Source organism: Nocardiopsis sp. NPDC101807 (genome assembly GCF_044766605.1).
In the GTDB taxonomy this organism is placed as follows: domain Bacteria; phylum Actinomycetota; class Actinomycetes; order Streptosporangiales; family Streptosporangiaceae; genus Nocardiopsis; species Nocardiopsis tropica.
On record NZ_JBIWMK010000003.1, the window covers coordinates 500,912 to 522,564 of the forward strand.

General features: G+C 73.4%; 19 protein-coding genes. 5 read left to right on the forward strand and 14 right to left on the reverse strand.

Annotated elements, in window-relative coordinates:
- The first annotated feature begins 110 nt into the window (after positions 1 to 110).
- The 4 genes from ACIRPH_RS11610 to ACIRPH_RS11625 all read left to right on the forward strand — a co-directional run bounded on the left by ACIRPH_RS11610 (position 111) and on the right by ACIRPH_RS11625 (position 3,934).
- Positions 111 to 1,127 carry an ATP-binding cassette domain-containing protein gene (locus ACIRPH_RS11610; RefSeq protein ID WP_402912706.1) on the forward strand — a complete coding sequence of 339 codons (1,017 nt, stop codon included), beginning with the start codon at positions 111 to 113 and terminating at the stop codon, positions 1,125 to 1,127.
- A complete protein-coding gene (locus ACIRPH_RS11615; protein WP_402912708.1) occupies positions 1,124 to 1,993 on the forward strand; it encodes an ABC transporter permease in 870 nt (289 codons plus the stop codon). The genes ACIRPH_RS11610 and ACIRPH_RS11615 overlap by 4 nt, the downstream gene beginning before the upstream one ends.
- Before the next feature lie 70 nt (positions 1,994 to 2,063).
- Positions 2,064 to 2,798 carry a DUF2306 domain-containing protein gene (locus tag ACIRPH_RS11620; RefSeq protein WP_402912713.1) on the forward strand — a complete coding sequence of 245 codons (735 nt, stop codon included), beginning with the start codon at positions 2,064 to 2,066 and terminating at the stop codon, positions 2,796 to 2,798.
- A 275-nt stretch (positions 2,799 to 3,073) separates the two neighbouring features.
- Positions 3,074 to 3,934, forward strand: coding sequence for a (2Fe-2S)-binding protein (locus ACIRPH_RS11625; protein WP_402912716.1), 861 nt, complete (start codon positions 3,074 to 3,076; stop codon positions 3,932 to 3,934).
- Positions 3,935 to 3,982: 48 nt separating this feature from the next.
- Here the strand turns inward: ACIRPH_RS11625 and ACIRPH_RS11630 are convergent, their stop codons facing one another.
- The 11 genes from ACIRPH_RS11630 to ACIRPH_RS11680 form a co-directional block, all read right to left on the reverse strand.
- Positions 3,983 to 5,071, reverse strand: coding sequence for a DUF4352 domain-containing protein (locus ACIRPH_RS11630; RefSeq protein ID WP_402912718.1), 1,089 nt, complete (start codon positions 5,069 to 5,071; stop codon positions 3,983 to 3,985).
- 317 nt (positions 5,072 to 5,388) lie between these two features.
- Complete coding sequence (locus tag ACIRPH_RS11635) at positions 5,389 to 6,594, reverse strand: MFS transporter (protein WP_402913302.1); 1,206 nt, start codon at positions 6,592 to 6,594, stop codon at positions 5,389 to 5,391.
- A 366-nt stretch (positions 6,595 to 6,960) separates the two neighbouring features.
- Positions 6,961 to 7,218 carry a hypothetical protein gene (locus ACIRPH_RS11640; RefSeq protein WP_402912721.1) on the reverse strand — a complete coding sequence of 86 codons (258 nt, stop codon included), beginning with the start codon at positions 7,216 to 7,218 and terminating at the stop codon, positions 6,961 to 6,963.
- Positions 7,219 to 7,365: 147 nt separating this feature from the next.
- Positions 7,366 to 7,773, reverse strand: coding sequence for an aspartate 1-decarboxylase (gene panD, locus ACIRPH_RS11645; protein ID WP_330161564.1), 408 nt, complete (start codon positions 7,771 to 7,773; stop codon positions 7,366 to 7,368).
- 191 nt (positions 7,774 to 7,964) lie between these two features.
- Positions 7,965 to 10,805, reverse strand: a complete 2,841-nt coding sequence (locus ACIRPH_RS11650; RefSeq protein WP_402912724.1) for a DEAD/DEAH box helicase — start codon at positions 10,803 to 10,805, stop codon at positions 7,965 to 7,967.
- Positions 10,806 to 10,817: 12 nt separating this feature from the next.
- On the reverse strand, positions 10,818 to 11,714 hold the full coding sequence (locus ACIRPH_RS11655; protein WP_402912727.1) for a diacylglycerol/lipid kinase family protein: 897 nt from the start codon (positions 11,712 to 11,714) through the stop codon (positions 10,818 to 10,820).
- A gap of 93 nt (positions 11,715 to 11,807) precedes the next feature.
- On the reverse strand, positions 11,808 to 12,245 hold the full coding sequence (locus tag ACIRPH_RS11660; protein WP_402912730.1) for a DUF397 domain-containing protein: 438 nt from the start codon (positions 12,243 to 12,245) through the stop codon (positions 11,808 to 11,810).
- A gap of 104 nt (positions 12,246 to 12,349) precedes the next feature.
- Positions 12,350 to 13,180 (reverse strand): twin-arginine translocase subunit TatC, encoded by an 831-nt coding sequence (tatC, locus tag ACIRPH_RS11665; protein WP_402913305.1) that lies wholly within the window; start codon positions 13,178 to 13,180, stop codon positions 12,350 to 12,352.
- A 309-nt stretch (positions 13,181 to 13,489) separates the two neighbouring features.
- Positions 13,490 to 13,813, reverse strand: a complete 324-nt coding sequence (gene tatA / locus ACIRPH_RS11670; RefSeq protein ID WP_402912732.1) for a Sec-independent protein translocase subunit TatA — start codon at positions 13,811 to 13,813, stop codon at positions 13,490 to 13,492.
- Between the two features lie 66 nt (positions 13,814 to 13,879).
- Positions 13,880 to 14,065 carry a hypothetical protein gene (locus ACIRPH_RS11675; protein ID WP_402912734.1) on the reverse strand — a complete coding sequence of 62 codons (186 nt, stop codon included), beginning with the start codon at positions 14,063 to 14,065 and terminating at the stop codon, positions 13,880 to 13,882.
- Positions 14,066 to 14,125: 60 nt separating this feature from the next.
- On the reverse strand, positions 14,126 to 16,180 hold the full coding sequence (locus ACIRPH_RS11680) for a helix-turn-helix transcriptional regulator (protein ID WP_402912737.1): 2,055 nt from the start codon (positions 16,178 to 16,180) through the stop codon (positions 14,126 to 14,128).
- Between the two features lie 102 nt (positions 16,181 to 16,282).
- Here ACIRPH_RS11680 and ACIRPH_RS11685 point away from each other — a divergent pair, with 102 nt between their 5' ends.
- Positions 16,283 to 17,395, forward strand: coding sequence for a DUF3866 family protein (locus tag ACIRPH_RS11685; protein ID WP_402912739.1), 1,113 nt, complete (start codon positions 16,283 to 16,285; stop codon positions 17,393 to 17,395).
- Between the two features lie 319 nt (positions 17,396 to 17,714).
- Here ACIRPH_RS11685 and ACIRPH_RS11690 read toward each other — a convergent pair whose 3' ends face one another.
- From ACIRPH_RS11690 to pafA, 3 genes are all read right to left on the reverse strand, one after another.
- Complete coding sequence (locus tag ACIRPH_RS11690; protein WP_402912742.1) at positions 17,715 to 18,728, reverse strand: methionyl-tRNA formyltransferase; 1,014 nt, start codon at positions 18,726 to 18,728, stop codon at positions 17,715 to 17,717.
- Positions 18,729 to 18,949: 221 nt separating this feature from the next.
- Positions 18,950 to 20,053 carry an FKBP-type peptidyl-prolyl cis-trans isomerase gene (locus ACIRPH_RS11695; RefSeq protein WP_402912744.1) on the reverse strand — a complete coding sequence of 368 codons (1,104 nt, stop codon included), beginning with the start codon at positions 20,051 to 20,053 and terminating at the stop codon, positions 18,950 to 18,952.
- Between the two features lie 151 nt (positions 20,054 to 20,204).
- Complete coding sequence (gene pafA, locus ACIRPH_RS11700) at positions 20,205 to 21,563, reverse strand: Pup--protein ligase (RefSeq protein WP_267945317.1); 1,359 nt, start codon at positions 21,561 to 21,563, stop codon at positions 20,205 to 20,207.
- Positions 21,564 to 21,653: the final 90 nt, after the last annotated feature.

Here is a 21,653-nt window from a genome sequence, read left to right on the forward strand (position 1 = left end):
GTCGTCGGCTGCGCCCCTTCGGCCTCCAGGTCGCGTTGACACCCATCCTAAAACTGTGTATCTATTACACTAATACGTGTATGAGATAAACAGTTGAGAGGGCGCACGCCATGACCCACCCGACCCCGGCCATCAGCGCCCGGGGGCTCCGCAAGCGCTACGGCGCCACCCAGGCCCTGGACGGCGTCGACCTGACGGTCCCGCCCGGGACCGTCCTCGGCCTGCTCGGGCCCAACGGCGCGGGCAAGACCACCGTCGTGCGCACCCTGGCCACGCTGCTGCGCCCCGACGCCGGGCACGCCCTCGTCGCCGGGTACGACGTGGTCGCCCAGGCCGACCTGGTCCGCACCAGGATCGGCCTGACCGGCCAGTACGCGTCGGTGGACGAACTCCTCACCGGCCGCGAGAACCTCGTCATGTTCAGCCGCCTGTACGGGTTCGGCCCCCGCGGGGCCGCGGACCGCGCCGCGGCCCTCCTGGAACGCTTCGACCTGGTCGGGGCCGCCAACCGGCGCGCCGACGGCTACTCCGGCGGCATGCGCCGCCGCCTCGACCTGGCCGTGAGCCTCGTCCAGGGGCCCGACGTGCTGTTCCTGGACGAGCCCACCACGGGGCTCGACCCGCGCAGCCGCCTCCAGGTCTGGGAGTCGGTCCGCGCCCTGGCGGCCTCCGGCGCGACCGTGCTCCTCACCACCCAGTACATGGAGGAGGCGGACCGGCTCGCCGACTCCGTCGCCGTGATCGACCGCGGCCGGGTCATCGCCGAGGGCACGCCCGACTCCCTCAAGTCCCGGGCGGGCGGCGACCGCGTCGACGTGATCGTCCGCGACCCCGCCGACCTGGAGGCCACCGCCGAACTCCTGCGCTCCACCGTCCCCGGGGCGGTCGGCGTCCACCGCCGTGAGCAGCGCGTGAGCGTCCCCGCCGGGGACCGCATGGCCGTGCTGACCGCGGTGGTCCGCGCCCTGGACGGCTCGGGGCTGCGGGTGGAGGACGTCGGCGTGCGCCGCCCCAGCCTCGACGAGGTCTTCCTCGCCCTCACCGGGGAGCCCGCCGCCGACCGCTCCGGCGAGGGGGCCGGGGACCCGGCCGCCTCCGACGACACCCTCCCGAAGGAGTACCGATGACCGCCGCCGACCTCGGAACCACGCCCCGCCCGACCCCTCCCGGCGACGGCCCGCCCGGCCCCCCGGGGGCCCTCCGCGGGTGGCGCAAGGCGGTTTCCGACACCCTGGTCCTGACCCGCCGCAACCTCCTGCACATGGCGCGCGACCCCTTCGAGCCGGCCATCGCGATCACCATGCCGGTCATGATGGTCCTGCTCTTCGGCTACGTGTTCGGGGACGTGATGGCGCCGCCGGGGACGGACGGCTACCGGGCGTTCCTGGTCCCGGCGATGGTCGCGATGGTCATGGTCTACGGCGTCGGCGGCACCGCCTCCGGCATCGCCCGCGACACCGACCGCGACGTGATGAGCCGCTTCCGCACGCTCCCCATGTCGCCGGCGGCCGTCCTGAGCGCCCGCGTCCTGACCGACATGGCCCGAGCGGGCGCCGAGGTGGCCGCGCTGCTCCTCGTCGGGCTGGCGATGGGCTGGCGCGCCGAGGACGGCCCCGGGGGCGCCGCCGCCGCGATCGGGGTGCTCCTGCTCTTCCGGCTGGCCCTGGTGTGGCTGGGGGTGCTCATGGGCCTGCTGCTTCCCACCCCCGACGCGGTGAGCATGGTGGTCTACCCGTTGGTCTTCCCGGTCACCATGCTCTCGACGAGCTTCATCCCCTCCTCGGAGATGCCGTCCTGGCTGGCCCCGGTGTCCGAGTGGAACCCGCTCTCGGCGGTGGTCACCGCCACCCGCGACCTGTTCGGGAACCCGTCGCTGCCCTCCGACGCCTGGCCCTCGGAGAACGCCCTCCTGCTGGCGCTGACCGTCCCGGTCCTCGCCGTCGCCGTGGCCGCGCCCCTGGCCGTGCGGCGCTTCCGGCGGCTCAGCCGCTGACCCGGGTCCGCCGCGGCTCCACGAGCCCTGACCCCGTGCCTCACCCCTTCACGACAAGAGGAGAAGACCCATGACCGCCTCCACCGCGGCGCGCCCCGGAACGGGCGCCGGCCGCGAGGGACCCGCCGCGCGCTGGTGGGAGCGCCCCTGGATCGCGCCGCTGGCCCTGCTCTGCGGGACCTTCGCCGCGTTCTCCGTCCCGCCCTACGCGCGCCTGGACCCCGCGACCGCGCCCATCCCGATCTGGGAGGAGCCGGGCTGGTACTACCCGATGCTGCTGACGCACGTCTTCGGCGGCACCGTGCTCATGGCGCTGGTGACCCTCCAGGTGTGGCCCTGGCTGCGCCTGGCGCACCCCGCCGTGCACCGGTGGAGCGGGCGCGCCTACGTCATGCTCGGCGTCCCCTTCGTCGGTGTGCCGGCCCTGCTCATCGCGCCGTACAGCCACGGCGGGACCTCGGTCGCCCTCATCAACACCGTGTGGGCCCTGGCGTGGCTGGCCTTCACCGCCATCGGCTACGCGATGGCCCGCAGGCGCCGGTACGGCGTGCACCGCGAGTGGATGCTGCGCAGCTTCGCGCTGATCCTGTCCATCCCCCTCGCCAGGGTGAGCACGCCCCTGCTGGTGCTCGCCGTGCTGCCCCGCCTGGAGTCGGGCTACGGCGGTGACGTGGAGGCGCTGATCCTGGACGTCGCCCCGGGCGCGGCCTTCCTCAACACCGTGCTCCCCCTGCTGTTCGTGGAGTGGTGGCTCAAGTACCGCCGCCCCCGAGCGGGCGGGGCACGCGCCCCGGGGAAGGCGTGATCCGGTGCGGGGCCGCGGGGGTGACGGCGCCCCTGCGGCCCCGCACACCCGAAACAGCGGACAAAAAACGAAAACAGCCCAGATTTTGAGCGAACCAGACTTTCCGACCGTGCTTCGGGGAAGGATCCGGGTCACCCGGGCGTTCATTGCGACATCACCACTCGTTAGGGTAGCCTCACTTAAGAGACGCAGATGTACCCGTTCCCCCCGGGGTGTGAACTGCGACAACGCACCCCCGGACACGACGGCATCAGCGACGAAGGGCAGGTTCCGCGGTGACTCCAGACCCGCTCGACACGCTCCGCGACGCCTGCGCGGGGCTCAGGTTCGCACCCCTGCCCGACCTCGTCACCCTCGACGACCTGCACTCCCACGCGGTCGGCGGCGTGCACTGGTACCGGTCCGACTCCCTGGCGTCGGAGGGCTGGCTGCCGGTCCTGTTCGACAAGCTGCAGACCGAGCACGGTCCCGGGCACCGGCTCCCGGCCGCCACCAACTTCCTCCGGGTCACCCTCCGCGAACCCATCTTCCTGGTCTCCGCCTCCCTGTACCTGACCGGGCGCGCGCCGGTCCTGTCCCCGGACCGCCTGTACCTGCCCTGGGACACCGTCCAGGCGCGGTTCCGCACCCCCGCGTCGGTCGGCACGCGGCTGGCCGTGCTGCCGGACGACCCGGCCGCGGGCCGCCCCGGGACGGTGGTCGCCCGGGACGGGGACGACCAGCTGCGCCTGGCCGCCGAGGGCCTGTTCGCCACCTTCTCGCCCCTGGTCGAGGCCCTGCACGCGCACTCGCGCGCGGGCAGGCGCACCCTGTGGGGGTGGGTGCTCGACACCCTGCACTTCTACATGCTCAACCCGGCCCGGTACCTGGGCCGCGACGCGGAGGAGGCCTGGGGGCTGGCCACCCGGCTGGCGGACGCCGTGGTCGAGGCGGGCGCCGTGACCCGCAGGCGTCCCCGGCTGTTCCCCTTCGCCCCGGAGAACCCGCGCGGGACCTGGGCCGTACGGGGCACGTGCTGCTTCGACTACAAGGGCGACCCCGAGCACGGCTACTGCACCACCTGCCCGCTCAAGTGCGACGGGGAGCGCCAGGAGGCCCTGTCCGAGTGGCTGCGCGACCCCGCCCTGGCCCCCTGACGGACGCCTGCGCACCGCCCGGGGACCCGTGCCCCGCCACCGCCGGCCTCAGGTGACCGGCGCCTCGACCGGACTGCTGTAGAAGGGCTCGAAGACGACGCGCGCCGCGTCCACGCGGCCCTCGACCGTGACCGCCCCGGACGTGGTCTGTCCCGGGGCGAGGGTCTGCGCGCCGAGCTCGTTGGCGTCCATGCCGATGGCCTCGCTGGTGCTGTGGACGGAGCCCTCCGCGTCCACGATGCTGAAGTAGAGCGGATTGACGTCCAGCTGTTCCTCGCCGGAGTTGGTCACCGAGACGGCGACGCTCGTGTAGACGCCCTCGGCGTAGAGCGGACTGGGCTCGAAGTCGGTCTCGCCGGCGGTGACCTCCGCGCCCCGGGTCTCGTTCAGCCCCTCGTCACCGGGGGCCCGCTCCCCGGACCCTTCCGTGGCCCGGTCTCCGACGCCCGCCGAGATCAGCGCGATGGCCGTGCACCCTCCGCCGAGGAGGAGCAGGAGCAGCAGGACGCCGCAGCCGATCCCGATGATCTTCCCCCAGGGCGTGGGCCTGGTCTCCGGCGGCCCGTAGCCGCCCTGGGGCGGATAGGTGTAGCCGGGCTGCGGCTGCCAGCCCTGGCCGTAGGCGGCGCCCTGCCCGTAGCCCTGCGGGCCGTACCCGGGCGGCTGACCCGGGCCGTACCCCGGCCCCTGCCCGTAGCCCTGTCCGGGACCGTGGTGGGCCGCGTACCCGGGGTCCGACGCGAACCCGGGCCCCTGCCCGGACGGGTAGCCGCCCGCCTCGCCGTAACCGGGCCCCTGTCCGGAGCTCTGGTCCCCGGCGAGCGGGCCTCCCTCCGGGGCCCCTCCCGCGCCGGCCTCCGAGGCGTCCGTCTCGCCGTAGCCGGGCGGGTACCCCTCGTGCTCGTAGCCCGCCTGCGCGGGCCCGTTGGGCCCCTCGGAGAGTTCACCGCCGTCCGGCGCGGACGGTCCGCCGGCGGGGGCCTCCCCCGGCGCGCCGCCCTCCCGCGGGCGCTCGCCGTAGGGCTGCTCCCGGTAGGGGTGCGCCCCGAAGGGCAGGTCACGGCCGGGGTCCCCGCCCGGGGGCGGGTCCTCGGAGGTGTACCCCGCTCCCTCCCCGCCCGGAGGGGGCTGTTGCATGTGCGGATCGTGGTGGGGGAACTCGTGCGGCGGTTCGCCGGGCGGCTGCCGGCCGCCCTCGACAGGATCCCCCGGGTCACCGGGCCTCCACTCCTCCGGCGGGTGGTGGTTCACCGGGTCGGGACGCGGCTCCGACGCTTCCCCCGCCCCGTCCTCGGGCTCTCGACCGGTCACTGAGAACACCCCCTGTCAGCGGAATCCGCCCACCGAGGCCGGTAGGCGCCCCAAAACTGCACGGTAACCGCGGCCCGGGGGCTCGTAGGACAGCTGCGGGGGCGTTTCCGGTAAAGGTCCGGATGTGTTTCACGGGCCCCGGTTCACGGCGTCCGCGGGGTGCTCCGGGAACGGGACGCCAGGGCGCGCACGGCGAGCGCGAACACCGGGAGGGTGAACAGCGCCGCGAACAGGTTGAGCCCGCCGAACCCCGCCTGGGCCAGTACGACGCCGGACAGCGCTCCCGCCGCGGCGCCGCCCAGGTTCATGGTGAGGTCGCTGACCCCCTGCACACGCGGGCGCACGTCCGCCGACAGCGACTCGGCCAGCAGTGCCGTCCCCGCCACCAGCCCGAAGGACCAGCCCAACCCCAGGAGCACCAGCCCCGTCGTCACGAGCACCTCGTCGTGCCCGGCCGTCCCGGACACCGCGGTCGCGACCAGCAGGATCACCTGGCCGGTGAGGAGCACCGGGATCCGGCCGAAGCGGTCGGTGAGCCAGCCCACCACCGGCGACAGGCCGTACATGCCGGCGATGTGCAGGGAGATGGTCAGGCCGATGACGGTCAGCGCGGCGCCGTGGTGCGACATGTGCACGGGCGTCATCGTCATGACCGCGACCATCACCGTGTGGCTGGCGACGATGCCCACGATCGCGAGGAGGGCGCCCGGGCTGCGTCCGACCAGGCGCAGGGCTCCGGACACGGACAGCCGTGCCCCGGCGGGGGCCCCGCTGCGGGCCAGCTCGGTGGTGGCCGTGCGCAGGGGGTCGGGGCGCAGCAGGGCGAAGATCAGGATCGCCCCCAGGACGAACCCTGTGGTGGTGAAGACCACCGGGCCGAGCAGCTCGGGGAGTCCGAGGAGGGCGGCGACCCTACCGCTGGGGCCGATGAGGTTGGGGCCCGCCACCGAGCCGACGGTGGTCGCCCACACCACGACGGACAGGTCGCGGCCGCGCGTGGCCTCGGACGCCAGGTCCGCGGCCGCGTGCCTGGACTGGAGGTTGGTCGCGGTCCCCGCTCCGACCAGCACCATCCCGAGGAGGAAGAGGGCGAACGCCTCCAGGACGGTGGCGGCGATGACGGTGGTGCCGCCGAGGGCTCCGAGCGCCCAGCCGAGCGCCAGGCCGGGACGGCGGCCCCTGCGGGCGGCCAGCGACGCCAGCGGCAGGGCGAACACGGCGGCGCCCAGGGTGATCATGGTGGTGGCCATACCGGACCAGGCGTCCGAGCCGGACAGGTCGAGCGCGATGAGCGCGCCCACGGCGAGCATGGCGCCCATGCCGATGCCGCCGACCACCTGGGCGAGCATGAGGACGAGGACGGTGCGGCGCTGGATGCGGGCGCGCGCCTCCTCGGGGAGGGCCTCCCCGACATGAGCGTTTTCTGTCGACACGAGGCCTGCTCTCCGATTCGTCCTATCTATGGAGGAATCGTAACCGGCCGCTCAGGGGGACGGACGTGTCGGGGCCCGCCGCGCGCGGGGGCGGCCCCGCCCCGTGGACCGCGGCGTCCCTCACGCTCTCCCGGACAGAGGGGGGCTCCCCCGCCCCCGGACGGGATCGTCCGCCGATGCCGCCCGTGGCGCCTCCCGCGCGACGCGAACGCCGTGCGGCGGCCCCCGCTCCGGGCGCGTGTCCGCGACGAGTGTGTTCGGACCGCATGGGCGGACGCCCTCCTAGGCCCGGCCGTAGCGCCACCGCAGGAAGTCGTGCTCGCGCTCGACGTAGCGCATCTCGGCGTAGAGGGTGTGCGGGTCGCGCGCACTGATGACGACGCCGCTCTCGGGGACCACCGGCCAGCACGCGTAGGCCCAGAAGCAGCGGGTGTAGGCCCCCCAGACGACGACCCACGCCCCCTGCTTCTGCCATTCGATGTGCTCGGCGATCCGGCGCTGTTCCTCGTCTCCTGTGTCGTCCATGCCGACTGTGGGCATACCCGCCGCCGGGAGGACCGATCAGGCCGGAATCGGCCAGTTTGCAAGGGTTGTAGGTGCGCTCCGAAAGCCGCTGCACGGACGGGACGCCCGTGCCGACGCCGTGGGCGCCGGCACGGGCGTCCGCCTCGTGCGCGTCCGGGCCGGTCAGCGCCCGGCGACGAGTGTCGCGTCGCCGGGAACCGGCTCCGCCGGGTCGTTGCCCAGCTTGACGATCCTGTTGTCGCGGTCCACGTGCACGATGTGCTGGACGTGCTCGGCTCGCTCGGCCTCGTCCACCTGGGCGTAGCCGATGATGATGACGAGGTCGCCGGGGCTGACCAGACGTGCGGCGGCCCCGTTGATGCCGATGACCCCGCTGCCGCGCTCCCCGACGAGGGCGTAGGTGACCAGGCGGGCTCCGTTGTCGATGTCGACGATGTGGACCTGCTCCCCGTCGACGATGTCGGCGGCGTCCATCAGGTCGGCGTCGATCGTGACGGAGCCGACGTAGTGCAGGTCGGCCTGGGTGACCGTGGCGCGGTGGATCTTGCCGTTGATGAGGGTGCGCAGCACTGTTCGAGCCTCGTTTCAGGTGTCTTGCGAACTACAGGCCCCTGTGTCGGGGGTCCCGTGCGTCTCCCATGATGGACCCGGCCGGGAGCGGCTGCGACCACCGGGTCCCGCAATGCGACGAACGCCCCCGCGACCGCCGGTGTTCCCCGCGGCGTCCGGCGCCACCGGGCCGGCCGCCGCGGGGAACGCGCCTAGTTGAACGAGGAGTAGGCGACCACGCCGCGGCGCACCAGGTCGGCGGCCTTGCGCGAGGTGGAACGCACCTCCGCGTCACCGGTCGCCCCGGCGATCTGGCTGAGCATGTCCACCAGCATCTTGGCGGTGCGCACGAAGTCGCCCGCGGGCATGTCCGCCTGGCGCAGGATGTCGTCCAGCCGGTCCCCGCGCGCCCACCGGTGCGCCGTCCACACGAACCCCAGGTCCGGCTGGCGCAGGAACGACACCCGGTGCCGGGCCTCGACCTCGTTGAGCTCGCCCCACAGCCGCACCATCTCGGCGAGGGTCGTCTCGACCGGGCCGGAGGGGATGCGGGGGTAGGCGTCGTCGTTGCGCCGCGCCTCGTAGACCAGGGACGCCACGCACGCGGCTAGCTCCACCGGGTTGAGGCCCTTCCAGACCCCCCGGCGCAGGCACTCGGCGACGAGCAGGTCCAGCTCCGAGTAGATCTTGGCCAGACGCGACCCGTCGTCGGACACGCTGTCCCCGGACAGGTACTCCAGGTCCTCCAGGACACCGCACACCCGGTCGAAGGTGCGGGAGATGACGTGCGAGCGGCCCTCGACCCGGCGGCGCAGCGAGTCGGTCTCACGGCTCAGCCGGAAGTACCGCTCCGCCCAGCGGGCGTGGTCCTCGCGGTCCGAGCACCCGTGGCAGGGGTGCTCGCGCAGCGCGGTGCGCAGCCGCAGCACCTCGGCGTCCTCGCCCGCGTCGCGCCCGCCCCGCTCGTAGACCGGGTCGGTGCCGCGCTCCTTGAGCTTGTTGCGCAGCGTGGAGGCCAGGTCCTGGCGGGACCGGGGCGACTTGGCGGAGAACGACTTGGGGATGCGCATCCGCCCGGACGGATGCACGGGAACGGTGAAGTCGCTGGCGTTGACCCGCTTGACCTGCTTGTCCGCCGTGAGCACCAGCGGTGCGGGCAGGTCGTGGCGCAGCCCGGGGTCGAGCACCACGGCGTGGCCGGAGAAGCGGCCCGACGGAATGCGGATGATGTCGCCCGGCCGCAGCTTCTCCAGGCTCTCCAGGGCCTCGTCGCGCCGCTGGGCCGAACGGGTCTTGGAGAGCATGGACTCGCGGTCGCTCAGGGCGCGGCGCAGCGAGGCGTACTCCATGAAGTCGCCCAGGTGGCACTCGGCGGCCCTGGCGTAGCCGTCCAGCGCCTCCTCGTGCTTGCGCAGCTGCTTGACCAGCCCGACCACGGCGCGGTCGGCCTGGAACTGGGCGAAGGACTCCTCCAGCATGGTGCGGCTGCGCCGGCGGCCGACCTGGCCGACCAGGTTGACCGCCATGTTGTAGGACGGCTGGAAGCTGGAGTTGAGCGGGTAGGTGCGGGTGCCCGCGAGGCTCGCGACGGCCTCGGGGTCGGTCCCGGCCTGCCACACAACGACGGCGTGGCCCTCCACGTCGATGCCGCGGCGTCCGGCGCGGCCGGTGAGCTGCGTGTACTCGCCCGGGGTGAGCCGGACGTGGGCCTCGCCGTTCCACTTGTCGAGCTTCTCGATGACCACGGTCCGCGCGGGCATGTTGATGCCCAGGGCGAGGGTCTCGGTGGCGAACACGGCGCGGATGAGCCCCCGGGAGAACAGGTGCTCGACGATCTCCTTGAACGTGGGGAGCATCCCCGCGTGGTGGGAGGAGATGCCCGCCTCCAGGGCGCGGAGCCACTGGTCGAAGCCGAGCACGGCCAGGTCGGCCGGGGGGATGTCGGCGCAACGCGTCTCCGCGTACTCGCGGATCTCGGCGGCCTCCTCCGGAGTGGTGAGCACCAGCCCGGAGGCCACGCACTGGCGGACGGCGTCGTCGCAGCCCGCGCGGCTGAAGATGAAGGTGATGGCGGGCAGCAGCCCGTCGTCGTCGAGTTCCTCGATGATGGCCGTCCGGGAGGGCGGCGTGAAACGCGAGCGCGGGCGGATGCTTCCCCGCGCCCTGGACTGCGGGTGGCGCCGCCGGTCGGCCAGCTGGGTGATCCGGGAGTCCTCCTCGGCGAACCGGATCAGGGACGGGTTGATCCGCAGCCTCTGGCCGCCGACCTCGATCTCCCTGTGCTGCTGCGGGCGACGCCTCTCGCGCTTGCGCCTTCCCTTGTTGCGATGGCCGCCGGGTTCGGGCTCCTCCTCCTGGCGGGTGTCCTCCTCCATGTCCACGAACAGGTCGTGGACGCGGTTGCCGACCATGACGTGCTGCCACAGCGGCACCGGGCGCTTCTCGTCGACGATGACGGTGGTGTCGCCGCGCACCTGCTGCAGCCACTCGCCGAACTCCTCGGCGTTGCTGACGGTCGCGGAGAGGGCGACCATGCGCACCGACTCGGGCAGGTGGATGATGACCTCCTCCCACACCGCGCCGCGGAAGCGGTCGGCGAGGTAGTGGACCTCGTCCATCACCACGTAGGCGAGCCCGCCGAGGGTGGAGGAGCCCTCGTAGAGCATGTTGCGCAGCACCTCGGTGGTCATGACGACCACGGGGGCCTCGCCGTTGACGCTGTTGTCACCGGTCAGCAGTCCGACCCGGTCGGCGCCGTAGCGCTTGACCAGGTCGTTGTACTTCTGGTTGGACAGGGCCTTGATGGGCGTGGTGTAGAAGCACTTGGTGCCCTCGGACAGGGCCAGGTGCACGGCGAACTCGCCGACGACGGTCTTGCCGGAGCCGGTCGGGGCGGCCACCAGCACCCCGTGGCCGTTCTCCAGGACCCGGCAGGCCCTGACCTGGAACGGGTCGAACTCGAACCCGTAGAGGCCCTGGAAGGCCTCGATGGCGGGGCTGGAGGCGGCCTGGCGCCGACGGAAGGCGGCGTACCGCTCGGAGTGACTACTCATATGGCCTCCAGCCTATGAGGTCAGCTCCAACATCTCGACCGATTTGGGGACGACCTCGCAGACCAGTGGCGGCTCCCCGACCCGCTCTCCGTCGGCGTAGGCGGCGCCGGTCGCGGCGCGGACGGTGACGGAGCGGCCGCGTTCGACCACCACCTCGTCGCACCCGGTGTGGCTGCCGTTGAAGACGCGGGGGAACAGGCGCAGGAACCGGCCCACCGGGGCCTCACGGACGAAGACCACGTCGAGGAGGCCGTCGTCGGGTTCGGCGTCGGGGCACACGAGCATGCCCCCGCCGTAGGCGCTGGTGTTGCCGACCGCGACGAGCATGCCGGGTTCGGCGATGCGTCTGCCGTCCACCTCGATCTCGAAGTCGACGGGCGCGAAGGAGCGCAGTTCCGCGAGCAGGCCCATCACGTAGCCGGCGCGGCCGAGCCTGAACCGGGATTCGTTGACCCGCTCGTTGACCCTGGCGTCGAAGCCGCAGGCCAGAACGCTGAGGTAGTAGCGGTGGGTGCCGTCGGCCAGGGTCATGCGCACGGTGTCGGCGGGGCGGGTGCGGCCCCGCAGGATCGCGGCGGCCACGTCACGGGCCGGGCCGCTGGGGCGGCCGAAGGCGCGGGCGATGTCGTTGCCGGTCCCGGTGGGCACCACGGCCAGGGGGACCCCGGTCCCCACGACCCCCTGGAGGGCCTGGTGGACGAGCCCGTCACCGCCGACGGCGACGAGGGCGTCCGGGCTGTCGGAGGCGGCCAGGCGCGCCATTCTCCGGCTGTCGGAGGCCGAGCGGCCGGTGTACACGTGCACTCTGGCCCCGGCGTCGCGGAGCGCCTGTTTGAGCCGGACCGCGGTGACGGCGGCGCGACGTCTGCCGGAGACGGGGTTGACGAGAAGAGCGATGTGAGGGGGCATACCAGTCCTTGCTACCCCGTGAGGGACAGGGAGGGGGTCGGAGCTGTGGAGGTCGCCGCGCATCCCTCGCGCCCGGGTGCGCGCGGGGGTGCGTCAGGAGGCCTCGGAGGCCCCGGTCCGCTGTTCCCGCTGTTCGGCTTCCTCACGCTGGCGGCGATGGTACTCCTCCATCGCCTTGGGGGTGTTCAGCGGGGAGGGCACCCACGCGACCTCGACGTCGACCTCGCCGTTCTGGATCCGGCGCTCCTCCTCGGTGAGGTACTCCTCGGGGATGTCGAACTCGCCGTCGCGGGCGCCCAGGACGAAGGCCTCCCACTCGGCGGGGGTGAAGTACAGCGTGCCCTTCTCGGGGGACTTGCCGTCGCGTACGGCGCGGAAGCCGTCGTCGAAGGTGGCGACCTCCACGACCGCCTCGGACTCCTCCTTGGACAGGGAGGAGCGCATCCAGACGGCGTCGGTGGTGTCGTGCCACTTCTCGTTGCCCATGGCCTCGGGCGGGAGCTCCCGTCGGGCTTCTCTCTGCTCACTCATCGGTCTTCCCCTTCTCCGCGGCCTGGGTCGGCCCGGGGGTGCGCCGGAGCCGACGGTGGGACGAGCCCGCCCCACCGCCCGACCCTAGCGTGTGGCGGGGCCCCTCAGGAGCGTTTTCCGGACTCTTCTCCCACGTCGGGCCCGTCCAGGGCGGACGGGGTGTCGTCGAGTTCGGAGATCTCGTCGTCGTCCAGGTCGGCGTAGGGGTCGTCGCGCTTCTTGCGGCGGTCGTTGAGGAAGGCGAACAGCTCGGCCATCTCGAAGAGGACGACGAGCGGGACCGCCAGAGCGAGCATGGAGATCGGCTCGGCCGGGGTGATGACGGCCGCGATCACGAACGAGGAGAAGATGATGACGCGGCGCCACTTGGCGATGGCGGCGTGCGGCAGGACCCCGGAGATGTTGAGCAGGACCACCAGCAGGGGCAGCACGAAGCCGATGCCGAACATGCCCATCATGATGAGCATGTAGTTCAGGTACTCGCCGATGGTCAGGAAGGGGTCGGCGTCCTCGGGCAGGAAGCCGAACAGCATGGTCAGCGCCATGGAGGTGATGGCGTAGGCCAGGCCCGCGCCCGCGGCGAACAGCACGGCGGCCAGCGGCGCGAAGAGGTAGGCGTACTTCTTCTCGCGCCCGTGCAGCGCGGGGGCGACGAACGCCCACAGCTGGTACAGCCAGAACGGCGCGGAGACGAGTGCCCCGACGAACAGCCAGACCTTGAAGGCCACGAAGAACGCGTCGAAGGGGCCGGTGACGATCAGGGAGCAGTCGTCGGGTCCGTTGACCTGGGACACCGGCAGGGAGCAGTAGGGCTCGACCAGGAACGCCCACACGTAGTCGTAGACGAGGTATCCCACCACCGCGCCCAGGGCCAGCGCGATGGCCGCCTTGGTCAGTCGGCTGCGCAGCTCGCGTAGGTGCTCCATGAGCGGCATCCGGGCCTCCGGATTGGCCGCCCGGCCTCGTGCCCTCATCGTGTGGTCACTCTCTTCTCCTCCGGGTCCGCGCGCTCGGCGCGCACCCCCATGACAGCCGTGCGGCGCGGCGCTCCTGCTCGGCGCCGCGCCCGTGTCGCACCCGTGTCCGGCACCGCGGGGTGCCCGGTCACGGGAGCCGCCCGCCTCTCGGCGTCGGGCGTCCCGCGGCGCCGCCCTCGGGCGGGCCGCCGGGGCGGAACCGCGGCGTCACGCGGTGCGGGGACCGCGGAGCGCGGAGCGCGGCTCCACTCGGATGTGGTGCCTGGATCAGTTGCCGTAGGTGCGGTGGGTGGTCTCACCGGACTCGTCGACGATGCGCTGGCCGGGGGGCAGCTGCGGGTAGTTCTGCTGCTGCGGCTGCTGGGGGTACTGCTGGCCGGCCGCGGGGTTCTGCTGCTGGGAGGCCTGCTGGGCCTGGGCCCCGTTCGCCTCGGCGTTCTCGTCCTCGTCGATCAGGCCCTTGCTCTCGGCCTTGAGGATGCGGGCGCTGCGCCCCAGGGATCTGGCCAGGTCCGGCAGCTTCTTGGCTCCGAACAGCAGCAGTGCCAGGATCGCCAGGATGGCGAGGGTAGGTCCGTTGAACGGTCCCATGGTTCTACCTCTCTGTGGGGCGCGAACAAGCGCCTTCGATGGTACGCGGGTGCGGATAGGGGTCCGTCATGTCGCCGCACCGCTTCGACCGACGCGCTCACGCAGGTCGTCACTGCTCGCCCGGTACTCGCCCGACGCCCGTGCCACCTGCCCGGACAGCACACCCGCGGCGCGGCGCACCCGCAGGGCGAGGGCCGCGACGACGGCGAGTCCGGCTGTGAACACACCGAACAGGACGGCGAGGACGATCACGCGTTCACCTTATCCCTTGCGGAGTGACCGCCACCCCTGCCCCCGGTGAACAGCTGGGCCTCACTCGGGCGACGAAGTGGTCTCGACCAATTTCCCACAGGTTCGTTCTGTGCGGTAGTACTCCAACGCCCGCAGTGCTTCGGCGCGCGCCTCCTCGGCGAGCGCTCCGGGCGCCACCACGCGCCCCTCCGGCCCCAGCATCAGCGCCAGGCGCACCACCCAGGCGGGGGCGGGCGTGCGCAGTGTGGCGCGGACCCCTCCCCCGGGGAGCTCGGTCACCGACTCGCACACGTAGTCCTCGGTCACCCAGCCCGCCGTGGGCTCGAGGTCGAGGGTGACCTGGGCGTCGCGGTCCGAGCGCTGGAGCACCCCCGCGGACAGGTCGCGGCGGCCCACCCCCTCGGGGACCTCGGCGGCGTAGGGCAGGACGGTGAGCTCCAGCACCCTGTCCAGGCGGAACAGGCGCACGTCCTCGCGCAGGTGGCAGTACCCCTCCAGGAAGGGGTAGCCGTCCTGGACGACCAGGCCCATGGGGTCCACGTCGCGCTCGGTGACCTGGTCCAGGTAGCCCGACAGGTAGCGCAGGTGCAGGCGCTGCCCGGCCTCCAGGGCGTCGGCGCAGCGCCGCTGGGTCCGGGCGACCTGCTCGTCCCCCTCCACCCGTACCTGGACCGAGTCGGCCAGGGAGCCCAGGGCGGCCCCGGCCGCGGTGCGCAGCTTCTCCCCGACCCGCTTGAGGGCGCCGCCCTCCAGCCCCTCGGTCTCGGGGAGCGCCTCCAGCAGGGACAGGCCCACGACCAGGCTGGCCGCCTCGTCGGCGGTGAGCCGGAGAGGCTGGGCGAGGGTGTCGGCGTTGGCGATGATGATCTCGCCGGTCTCCTTGGCCGCGTCGAGGTCGACGTCGATGAGGTCTCCGGGCGTGTAGCCGGGCAGTCCGCACATCCAGAGCAGGCTCAGGTCGGCGACGACCTGCTTCTCGCTGAGCCCGAAGTGCCCGGCGACCTCCGGGACGCGCACGTCGCGGCCCAGGGCGTAGGGCACCAGCATGAGCAGCCGGCGCAGCTGGTCGGCCGAGCGGGGCCCGCGGGCGGGGGCGTCGGCCGCCCCGGCGCCGCCCGCGCCGACGGGCTCGGACGCGGCGGCTCCGGCCGCCCCGGCCGTGGCCGCCAGGTGGGCCGCCATCGCCTCGCGGGCCCCGGCGGGCTCGACGATCTCCGCGCGCGAGCCGAACGAGGCGACGCGCCGGACGAGGGCGGGGGTGTCCGAGTAGGGGTAGCTGAGGGTGTCCCAGCCGTTGCCCGAGCCGTCCCTCTCCCCGGGGACCACGCGCAGGGCGCGGCGCCGCAGGGCGTGCGCGGAGTCGGCGCGCACCCGCAGGAGGGCGGTGCGCTCGGGCTCGGCGGTCTGGCCCGCGACCACCGAGCGCAGGTCGACGCCCTCGGGGACGACCACGTCGGGGCCTCCCCGCAGGACGGTCACCTCTCCCCGGATGCGGCCCAGGCGGAACACCCGGCGCGCGTCGCGCAGCCGGTCGTGGCCGACCACGTACCAGTGGCCGCGCAGGTTGACGATGCCCCAGGGCTCGACCTCGCGGGTCTCGGACCCGGCCTGGCCGGGCTTGCGGTAGTCGAAGGAGATGGGGCGCCGGTCCCGCACCGCCTGCCAGACGGGGCCGAAGGAGGGCTCGTCGGTGCGCATCGCGGGGGTGAGCCCGGGCGCGGCCTCGCTGTCCACGGGCACCCCCGCGGAGCGGAGCTTGAACAGGGCGTTGGCCGCCGCCTCGCCCAGGGAGGCGTGCCTCCAGGCGCGGGCGGCCAGGCCCAGGACGAGGGCCTCGTCGGGGAGGAGCTCGATCTCCGGCAGCTCGTAGTCGGAGCGGGAGATGCGGTAGCCCTCCTCGCCGCTGACCGCGTCCCCGGTCCCGACCTGGATGGGGATGCCGCTGTCGCGCAGTTCGCGCTTGTCCCGCTCGAACATGCGCTTGAACGCCGACTCGGTGTCCGCCTCGGCGTAGCCGTGCACCGTCTGCCTGATCTCCTGGGCGGTCAGGTGGCGGCGTGTGGACAACAGACAGATGACCAGGTTCAGCTGTCGTTCCGTCTTCCTGCGAGACATCGTCCGCACCCTTCTCGCCCGCGCATGGTGGATGGACCGGCCGGGGTGCGCTCTGGCGCGTCGTCCCTACTCCGGTTCAGCAACGACGGTACCGTGCCTGGCATGATCCGGTGGCGCCGTGGTGAAGTCCTTCAGCTCCTCCCGTCCTGGCCGGGGGTCGCCCTGGCCCTGGTGGCGGTGGACCCCGCCGGTGACGGGGGCGGGGGCGCGGAGGGGACCGGCGCGGGCGCCGCGGCGACGTGCCGCGCGCTGGCCTACACCGACCTCGTCGGGGAGCCCGTGGTCGGGGACTCCGTGCTGCTCAACACCGGGGCCCTGGACCTGGGTCTGGGGACGGGCGGGTACGCGCTGGTCGTGGCGCTCCCGGACCGCCTCCCCGCCGACCGGGAGGGGCCCGGGCACCTGGTGAAGGCCCGCTACACGCCTCTCCAGGCCACCGTGCTGGGCGCGGACGAGCAGGGGTCGCCCCACCACGGGGTGCTGCGGTCCGCGGACGGTGTGGACGGCATGCCCGTGGTGGTGGCCGACCTGCACTCGGCGCTGCCCGCGGTGGTCGCCGGGGTGCGCGCGGAGCGGCCGGGGACGCGGATCGTCAACGTGATGCTGGACGGCGGGGCCCTGCCCGCCGCGTTCTCGCAGCTGGTAGGGGCCCTGCGGGAGGAGGGCCTGGTCGAGGGGTGCGTGACCACCGGGCAGTCCTTCGGGGGCGACCTGGAGGCGGTCACCGTGCACACCGGGCTGCTGGCGGCCCGGCACGTGATGGGCGCGGAGGTGGCGGTGGTGTGCCAGGGGCCGGGGAATCTGGGCACCGGCACCCCGTGGGGGTTCTCGGGGGTCTCCTGCGGCGAGGCGGTCAACGCGGCGGCCGTGCTGGGCGGGCGCCCGGTGGCCGCGCTCCGGGTGAGCGAGGCCGACGGGCGCGAGCGGCACCGGGGGGTGTCGCACCACAGCCTGACCGCGTACGGGCGCGTGGCGCTGGCCCGGGCCGACGTGGTGGTGCCGGTGCTGCCGGGGGTGTTCGGCGAGCGCGTGCGCGCCCAGGCCCGGCCGCTGGGTGCGCGGCACACCCTGGTCGAGGTCGGCGTCGGCGGTCTGGAGGAGGCCCTGACGGCCCTGCCGGTGAAGGTGTCGACGATGGGCCGCGGGCTCGACGAGGACCGCGCGGCGTTCCTGAGCTCCGCCGCGGCGGGCCGCCACGCGGCGGCACTGCTGTAGGGTCCGCGCCGGCGGTCGTCCACAGCTCCTTCCGCCGCGCCCCGCGGTGGGGTTTCCTGGATACAGGGGGGCCCACGGTTCTGCCGGCCCGGTGCTGCCCGGGGGCCGCCCGTGCGCACCGCGCGCCCGCCGACCCCGCACCGGCCCCGGGCGGTGCGGGGCGGCCCGTGTGCTCCCCGGCGCCGCACAACCCGGCCCCCGCCCGTGCGCACCGGCAGCGGGCGCTCCCCGGCCCCGGGGCGCCTTCCGGCGCACCGCGCCCGCCGTCGGGCAGGGCCCCGCGGCCCGAGCCGCTCCCACGGGCCCGGAGGCCCGGTTCTCAGGCGCTCTGGAGCGCGTCCGGGCTCGGTGCCTGGCCGGGCACCGGCACCCTGCGGGTGGAGGCGAGCATGTGCTCGGAGGGCGCGTCGAAGTAGGCCCCCGGCCGGAACATGGACAGCGAGGTCGGCTCGGCCCGCACCCCCTCGTCGACCCGCAGCGACTCGGGCACGAACACCGTCCCGTCCCCGCAGGTGATGCCCCACCTGCGCCCCTCCCCGACCGAGACCACCTGGCCGGGGTCCCCGCCCCGGGCCTCGCCGTGCAGCGCCCCCGCGCACAGGGTGATCCGCGCGCCGCCGAACATCGCGAACGCCCCCGGGTAGGGGGAGGCGAGCGCGCGCACCATCCGGTCCACGTCGCTCCCGGCGGCGGTGAGGTCGAGGTGGCCGTCGCTGGGGCGCCTGGCGGGCCACACCGACGCGTGGCCGCTCTGCGGGCGCCGCGGGGCCGAGCCCTCCAGCAGGTCGTCCAGGTGCCGGACCAGCAGCTCCGACTGGAGGCGGCCGACCCGTTCGTAGAGGCCGGTGGCGGTGGCGTCGGCGGGGACGTCGAACCAGCTCTGGTCGACGATGTCGCCGGTGGCGGGTTCGCGTTCGAGGTGGAAGAGGGTGACGGCGCTGGAGCGCATGGCGCGCAGGATGGTCCAGGGGATGGGCGCGTGCCCCCGCCCGACCGGGAGGGGCGAGGGGTGGAGCCCGACCGCGCCCAGCGCCAGCGGCTCCAGCACGTCCTCCTGGACCAGCTGCGACCACCCGGCGACGACCATCAGGTCCACGCCGTGCGCGGCGAGGGCGTCCCGGACCTCGTCGGAGTTGATGTCCGCGACGCGCAGGTGCGGCAGGTCGTGGCGGCGGACGACGGACTCGTAGTCGAGGTACCCGCAGCGGTGGGCCAGCTCCCCCGAGTAGGACACCACCAGGGCGGGCGGGCGCCCCTGGGCGCAGAGCTCCTCCAGGGCCGCAACCCCGAGGCGTAGTCCTGACACGTAGCAGTAGCGCCGTCGGTCCGACATGACTCCCCCTCGCCTGTCCACGGATCCTCCGACTCTACGCACGGGGCCGCCGTCCGGCCCGGGACCTCGTCAACCGGGCGTGTCAGGCCCGGGCGCCCCGCAGGAGGCCGACCGCCGCGGGGTCCGCGCCCCGGACGCGCCGGGGCGCGGACGGCCCCGGACACGCGGCCGCCCCCGCGGGAGGCCCGCGGGGGCGGTCGTACGCGTACGCGCGGAGTCGGCTACTCCCCGCCCTCGGCGGGGTCGGCCTCCTCCTCGGCGCCCTCCTCGGGGGCGGCGCCGCCTTCCGCGCCCTCCTCGGCGGGCGGCGGGTTCTGGTAGGACCCGAGCACGTCGACGACGAAGACGAGGGGGCCGGCGGGGGCGCCCATGGTCTCCTCCTCCGTCTCGCCGTAGGCCATGTCGGCGGGCACGGACAGGAGCAGGCGGCTGCCGACCGGCTGGCCGACGATGCCCTCGTCCCAGCCCTCGATGACGGCTCCCGCGCCGATGGTCGTGTCGAACGGGTCGCCGCCGCGGCTCCACGTGGAGTCGAAGGACGGGTGCTCGCCGTTGTCGTCGGCCTCCCAGCGCACGCCGGTGTACTGGACGATGACCTGCTCGCCCTCCTCCACCTCGTCGCCGGTGCCCTCGATGAGCGGGACGACCTCGAGGTCCTCGGGCGCCTGGGCGTCCTCCGGGAACTCGATGGTCGGCTCGCTGTGGCCCTCCTGGGTCACCACGGGCAGGCCGTCGCCGCCGTCGGTGCTCTGCTCCCCGGGCACGACCGAGCCCTTGTTGAAGCTGTTGACCAGGTCGATGACCAGGACGCTGGCGCCGGCCGGGGCGGCCTGTCCGGCCGCCTCCGCCTGGGCCTGCTCGTCCTCGGTGAGAGGGGGCATGACGTAGACGGCGCGGCTGCCGACGGGCTGGTTGACCAGCACCTCGCTGATCTGCTCCGGCATCTGCTCCATGCGGATCAGGTCGGGGGCGCCGGTCTCGTAGCTGGACATGCCCTCGGCGAGCTCGCCTTCGCCGGGGCCGGTCCACTGGTACTGGACGACGTTGGCGACGACGAGGTCGTCCGCGCGCACCAGCTCGTCCTCGCCCGAGCCGGCGCTGACGATGCCCGAGATCTCCTCGTCCGGCGGGTCGGACTCGGGGAAGGTGACCTCCGGTTCCTCACCGACCTCGCCGGTGACGGTGGGCAGCCGCGGGTCGAGCTGGTCCCCGTTCATGCGCAGGAAGGCTGGCGTTCGCCATTCCTCTGGGATGCTTCCGCAGCTTGAGACCGCCAGGGTGATGGCGGCCAGCGGCACCGCGAGGGCGGCGGCACGTCGGTGCATGAGTCACAACCTCTGATTTCCGGCTTGGGACAGGGTCACACTACCGAAAAGTAGGGCCGTAACCACCCCCGGGAGAGCACCGAACGTCAGAACCCCGCCGCGGAGGGCTTTCGTCCTCCGGGCGGGGCCCGTGTCCGACCACTGCGGAAGGTCACATTCCGGCGATGAGCTTCTCCACGCGCTCGTCGACCGACTTGAAGGGATCCTTGCAGAGCACGGTCCGCTGCGCCTGGTCGTTGAGCTTGAGGTGCACCCAGTCCACCGTGAAGTCGCGGCGCTGCTCCTGGGCACGGCGGATGAACTCCCCGCGCAGCCGGGCCCGCGTGGTCTGCGGGGGCACCGACTTGGCCTCGAAGATCTTCAGGTCGCCGACCACGCGGTCCATCTGGCCGCGCTTCTGCATGAGGTAGAAGAGTCCGCGGTCGCGGTGGATGTCGTGGTAGGTCAGGTCGAGCTGGGCCACGCGCGGCGACGACAGGGAAAGGTCGTGCTTGTCCCGGTAGCGCTCCAGGAGCTGGTACTTGGCGACCCAGTCGATCTCCCGGGCGACGGTGTCCAGGTTCTGGGTCTCGACCGCCTCCAGGGTGCGCTGCCACAGGTCGAGGATGCGCTTGCCGGTGGCGTCGGTGCCGTGCCGGTCGACGTAGCTCTGCACCTTGTCCAGGTACTCGCGCTGGATCTCCAGCGCGCTGGCCTCGCGGCCGTTGGCCAGCCGCACCTTGCGCCGACCGGTCATGTCGTGGCTGACCTCGCGGATCGCCCGGATGGGGTTCTCCAGCGTGTAGTCGCGCATGACGACCCCGGCCTCGATCATGCGCAGGACGAGGTCGGTGGAGCCCAGCTTGAGGAGGGTGGTGGTCTCGCTCATGTTCGAGTCGCCGACGATGACGTGCAGGCGCCGGAAGCGCTCGGCGTCGGCGTGCGGCTCGTCGCGGGTGTTGATGATGGGGCGGGAGCGCGTGGTGGCGGAGGAGACGCCCTCCCAGATGTGCTCGGCGCGCTGGCTGACGCAGAAGAGGGCACCCCGGGGGGTCTGGAGGACCTTGCCGGCGCCGCAGATGATCTGGCGGGTGACCAGGAAGGGGATGAGCACGTCGGCCAGGCGGCCGAACTCCCCGTGCCGTCCGACGAGGTAGTTCTCGTGGCAGCCGTAGGAGTTGCCCGCCGAGTCGGTGTTGTTCTTGAACAGGTAGATGTCGCCGGCGATGCCCTCCTCGTGCAGGCGCTGCTCGGCGTCGACCTGCAGCCCCTCCAGGATGCGCTCGCCGGCCTTGTCGTGGGCCACCAGGTCCACGAGGCTGTCGCACTCGGGGGTGGCGTACTCGGGGTGGCTCCCGACGTCCAGGTACAGCCGGGCGCCGTTGCGCAGGAACACGTTGCTGCTGCGCCCCCAGGAGACCACCCTGCGGAAGAGGTACCGGGCGACCTCGTCGGGTGACAGCCTGCGCTGTCCCCGGAAGGTGCACGTGACCCCGTACTCGTTCTCCAGCCCGAAGATCCGTCGTTCCACGCGGCCTCACCAACTTCCCGTCACCGGGGTGCGGACGACGGGCCCTCGCCGTCCGCACCCGCCCGGCCGGTGCGGCGCCTCGGGCGCGCC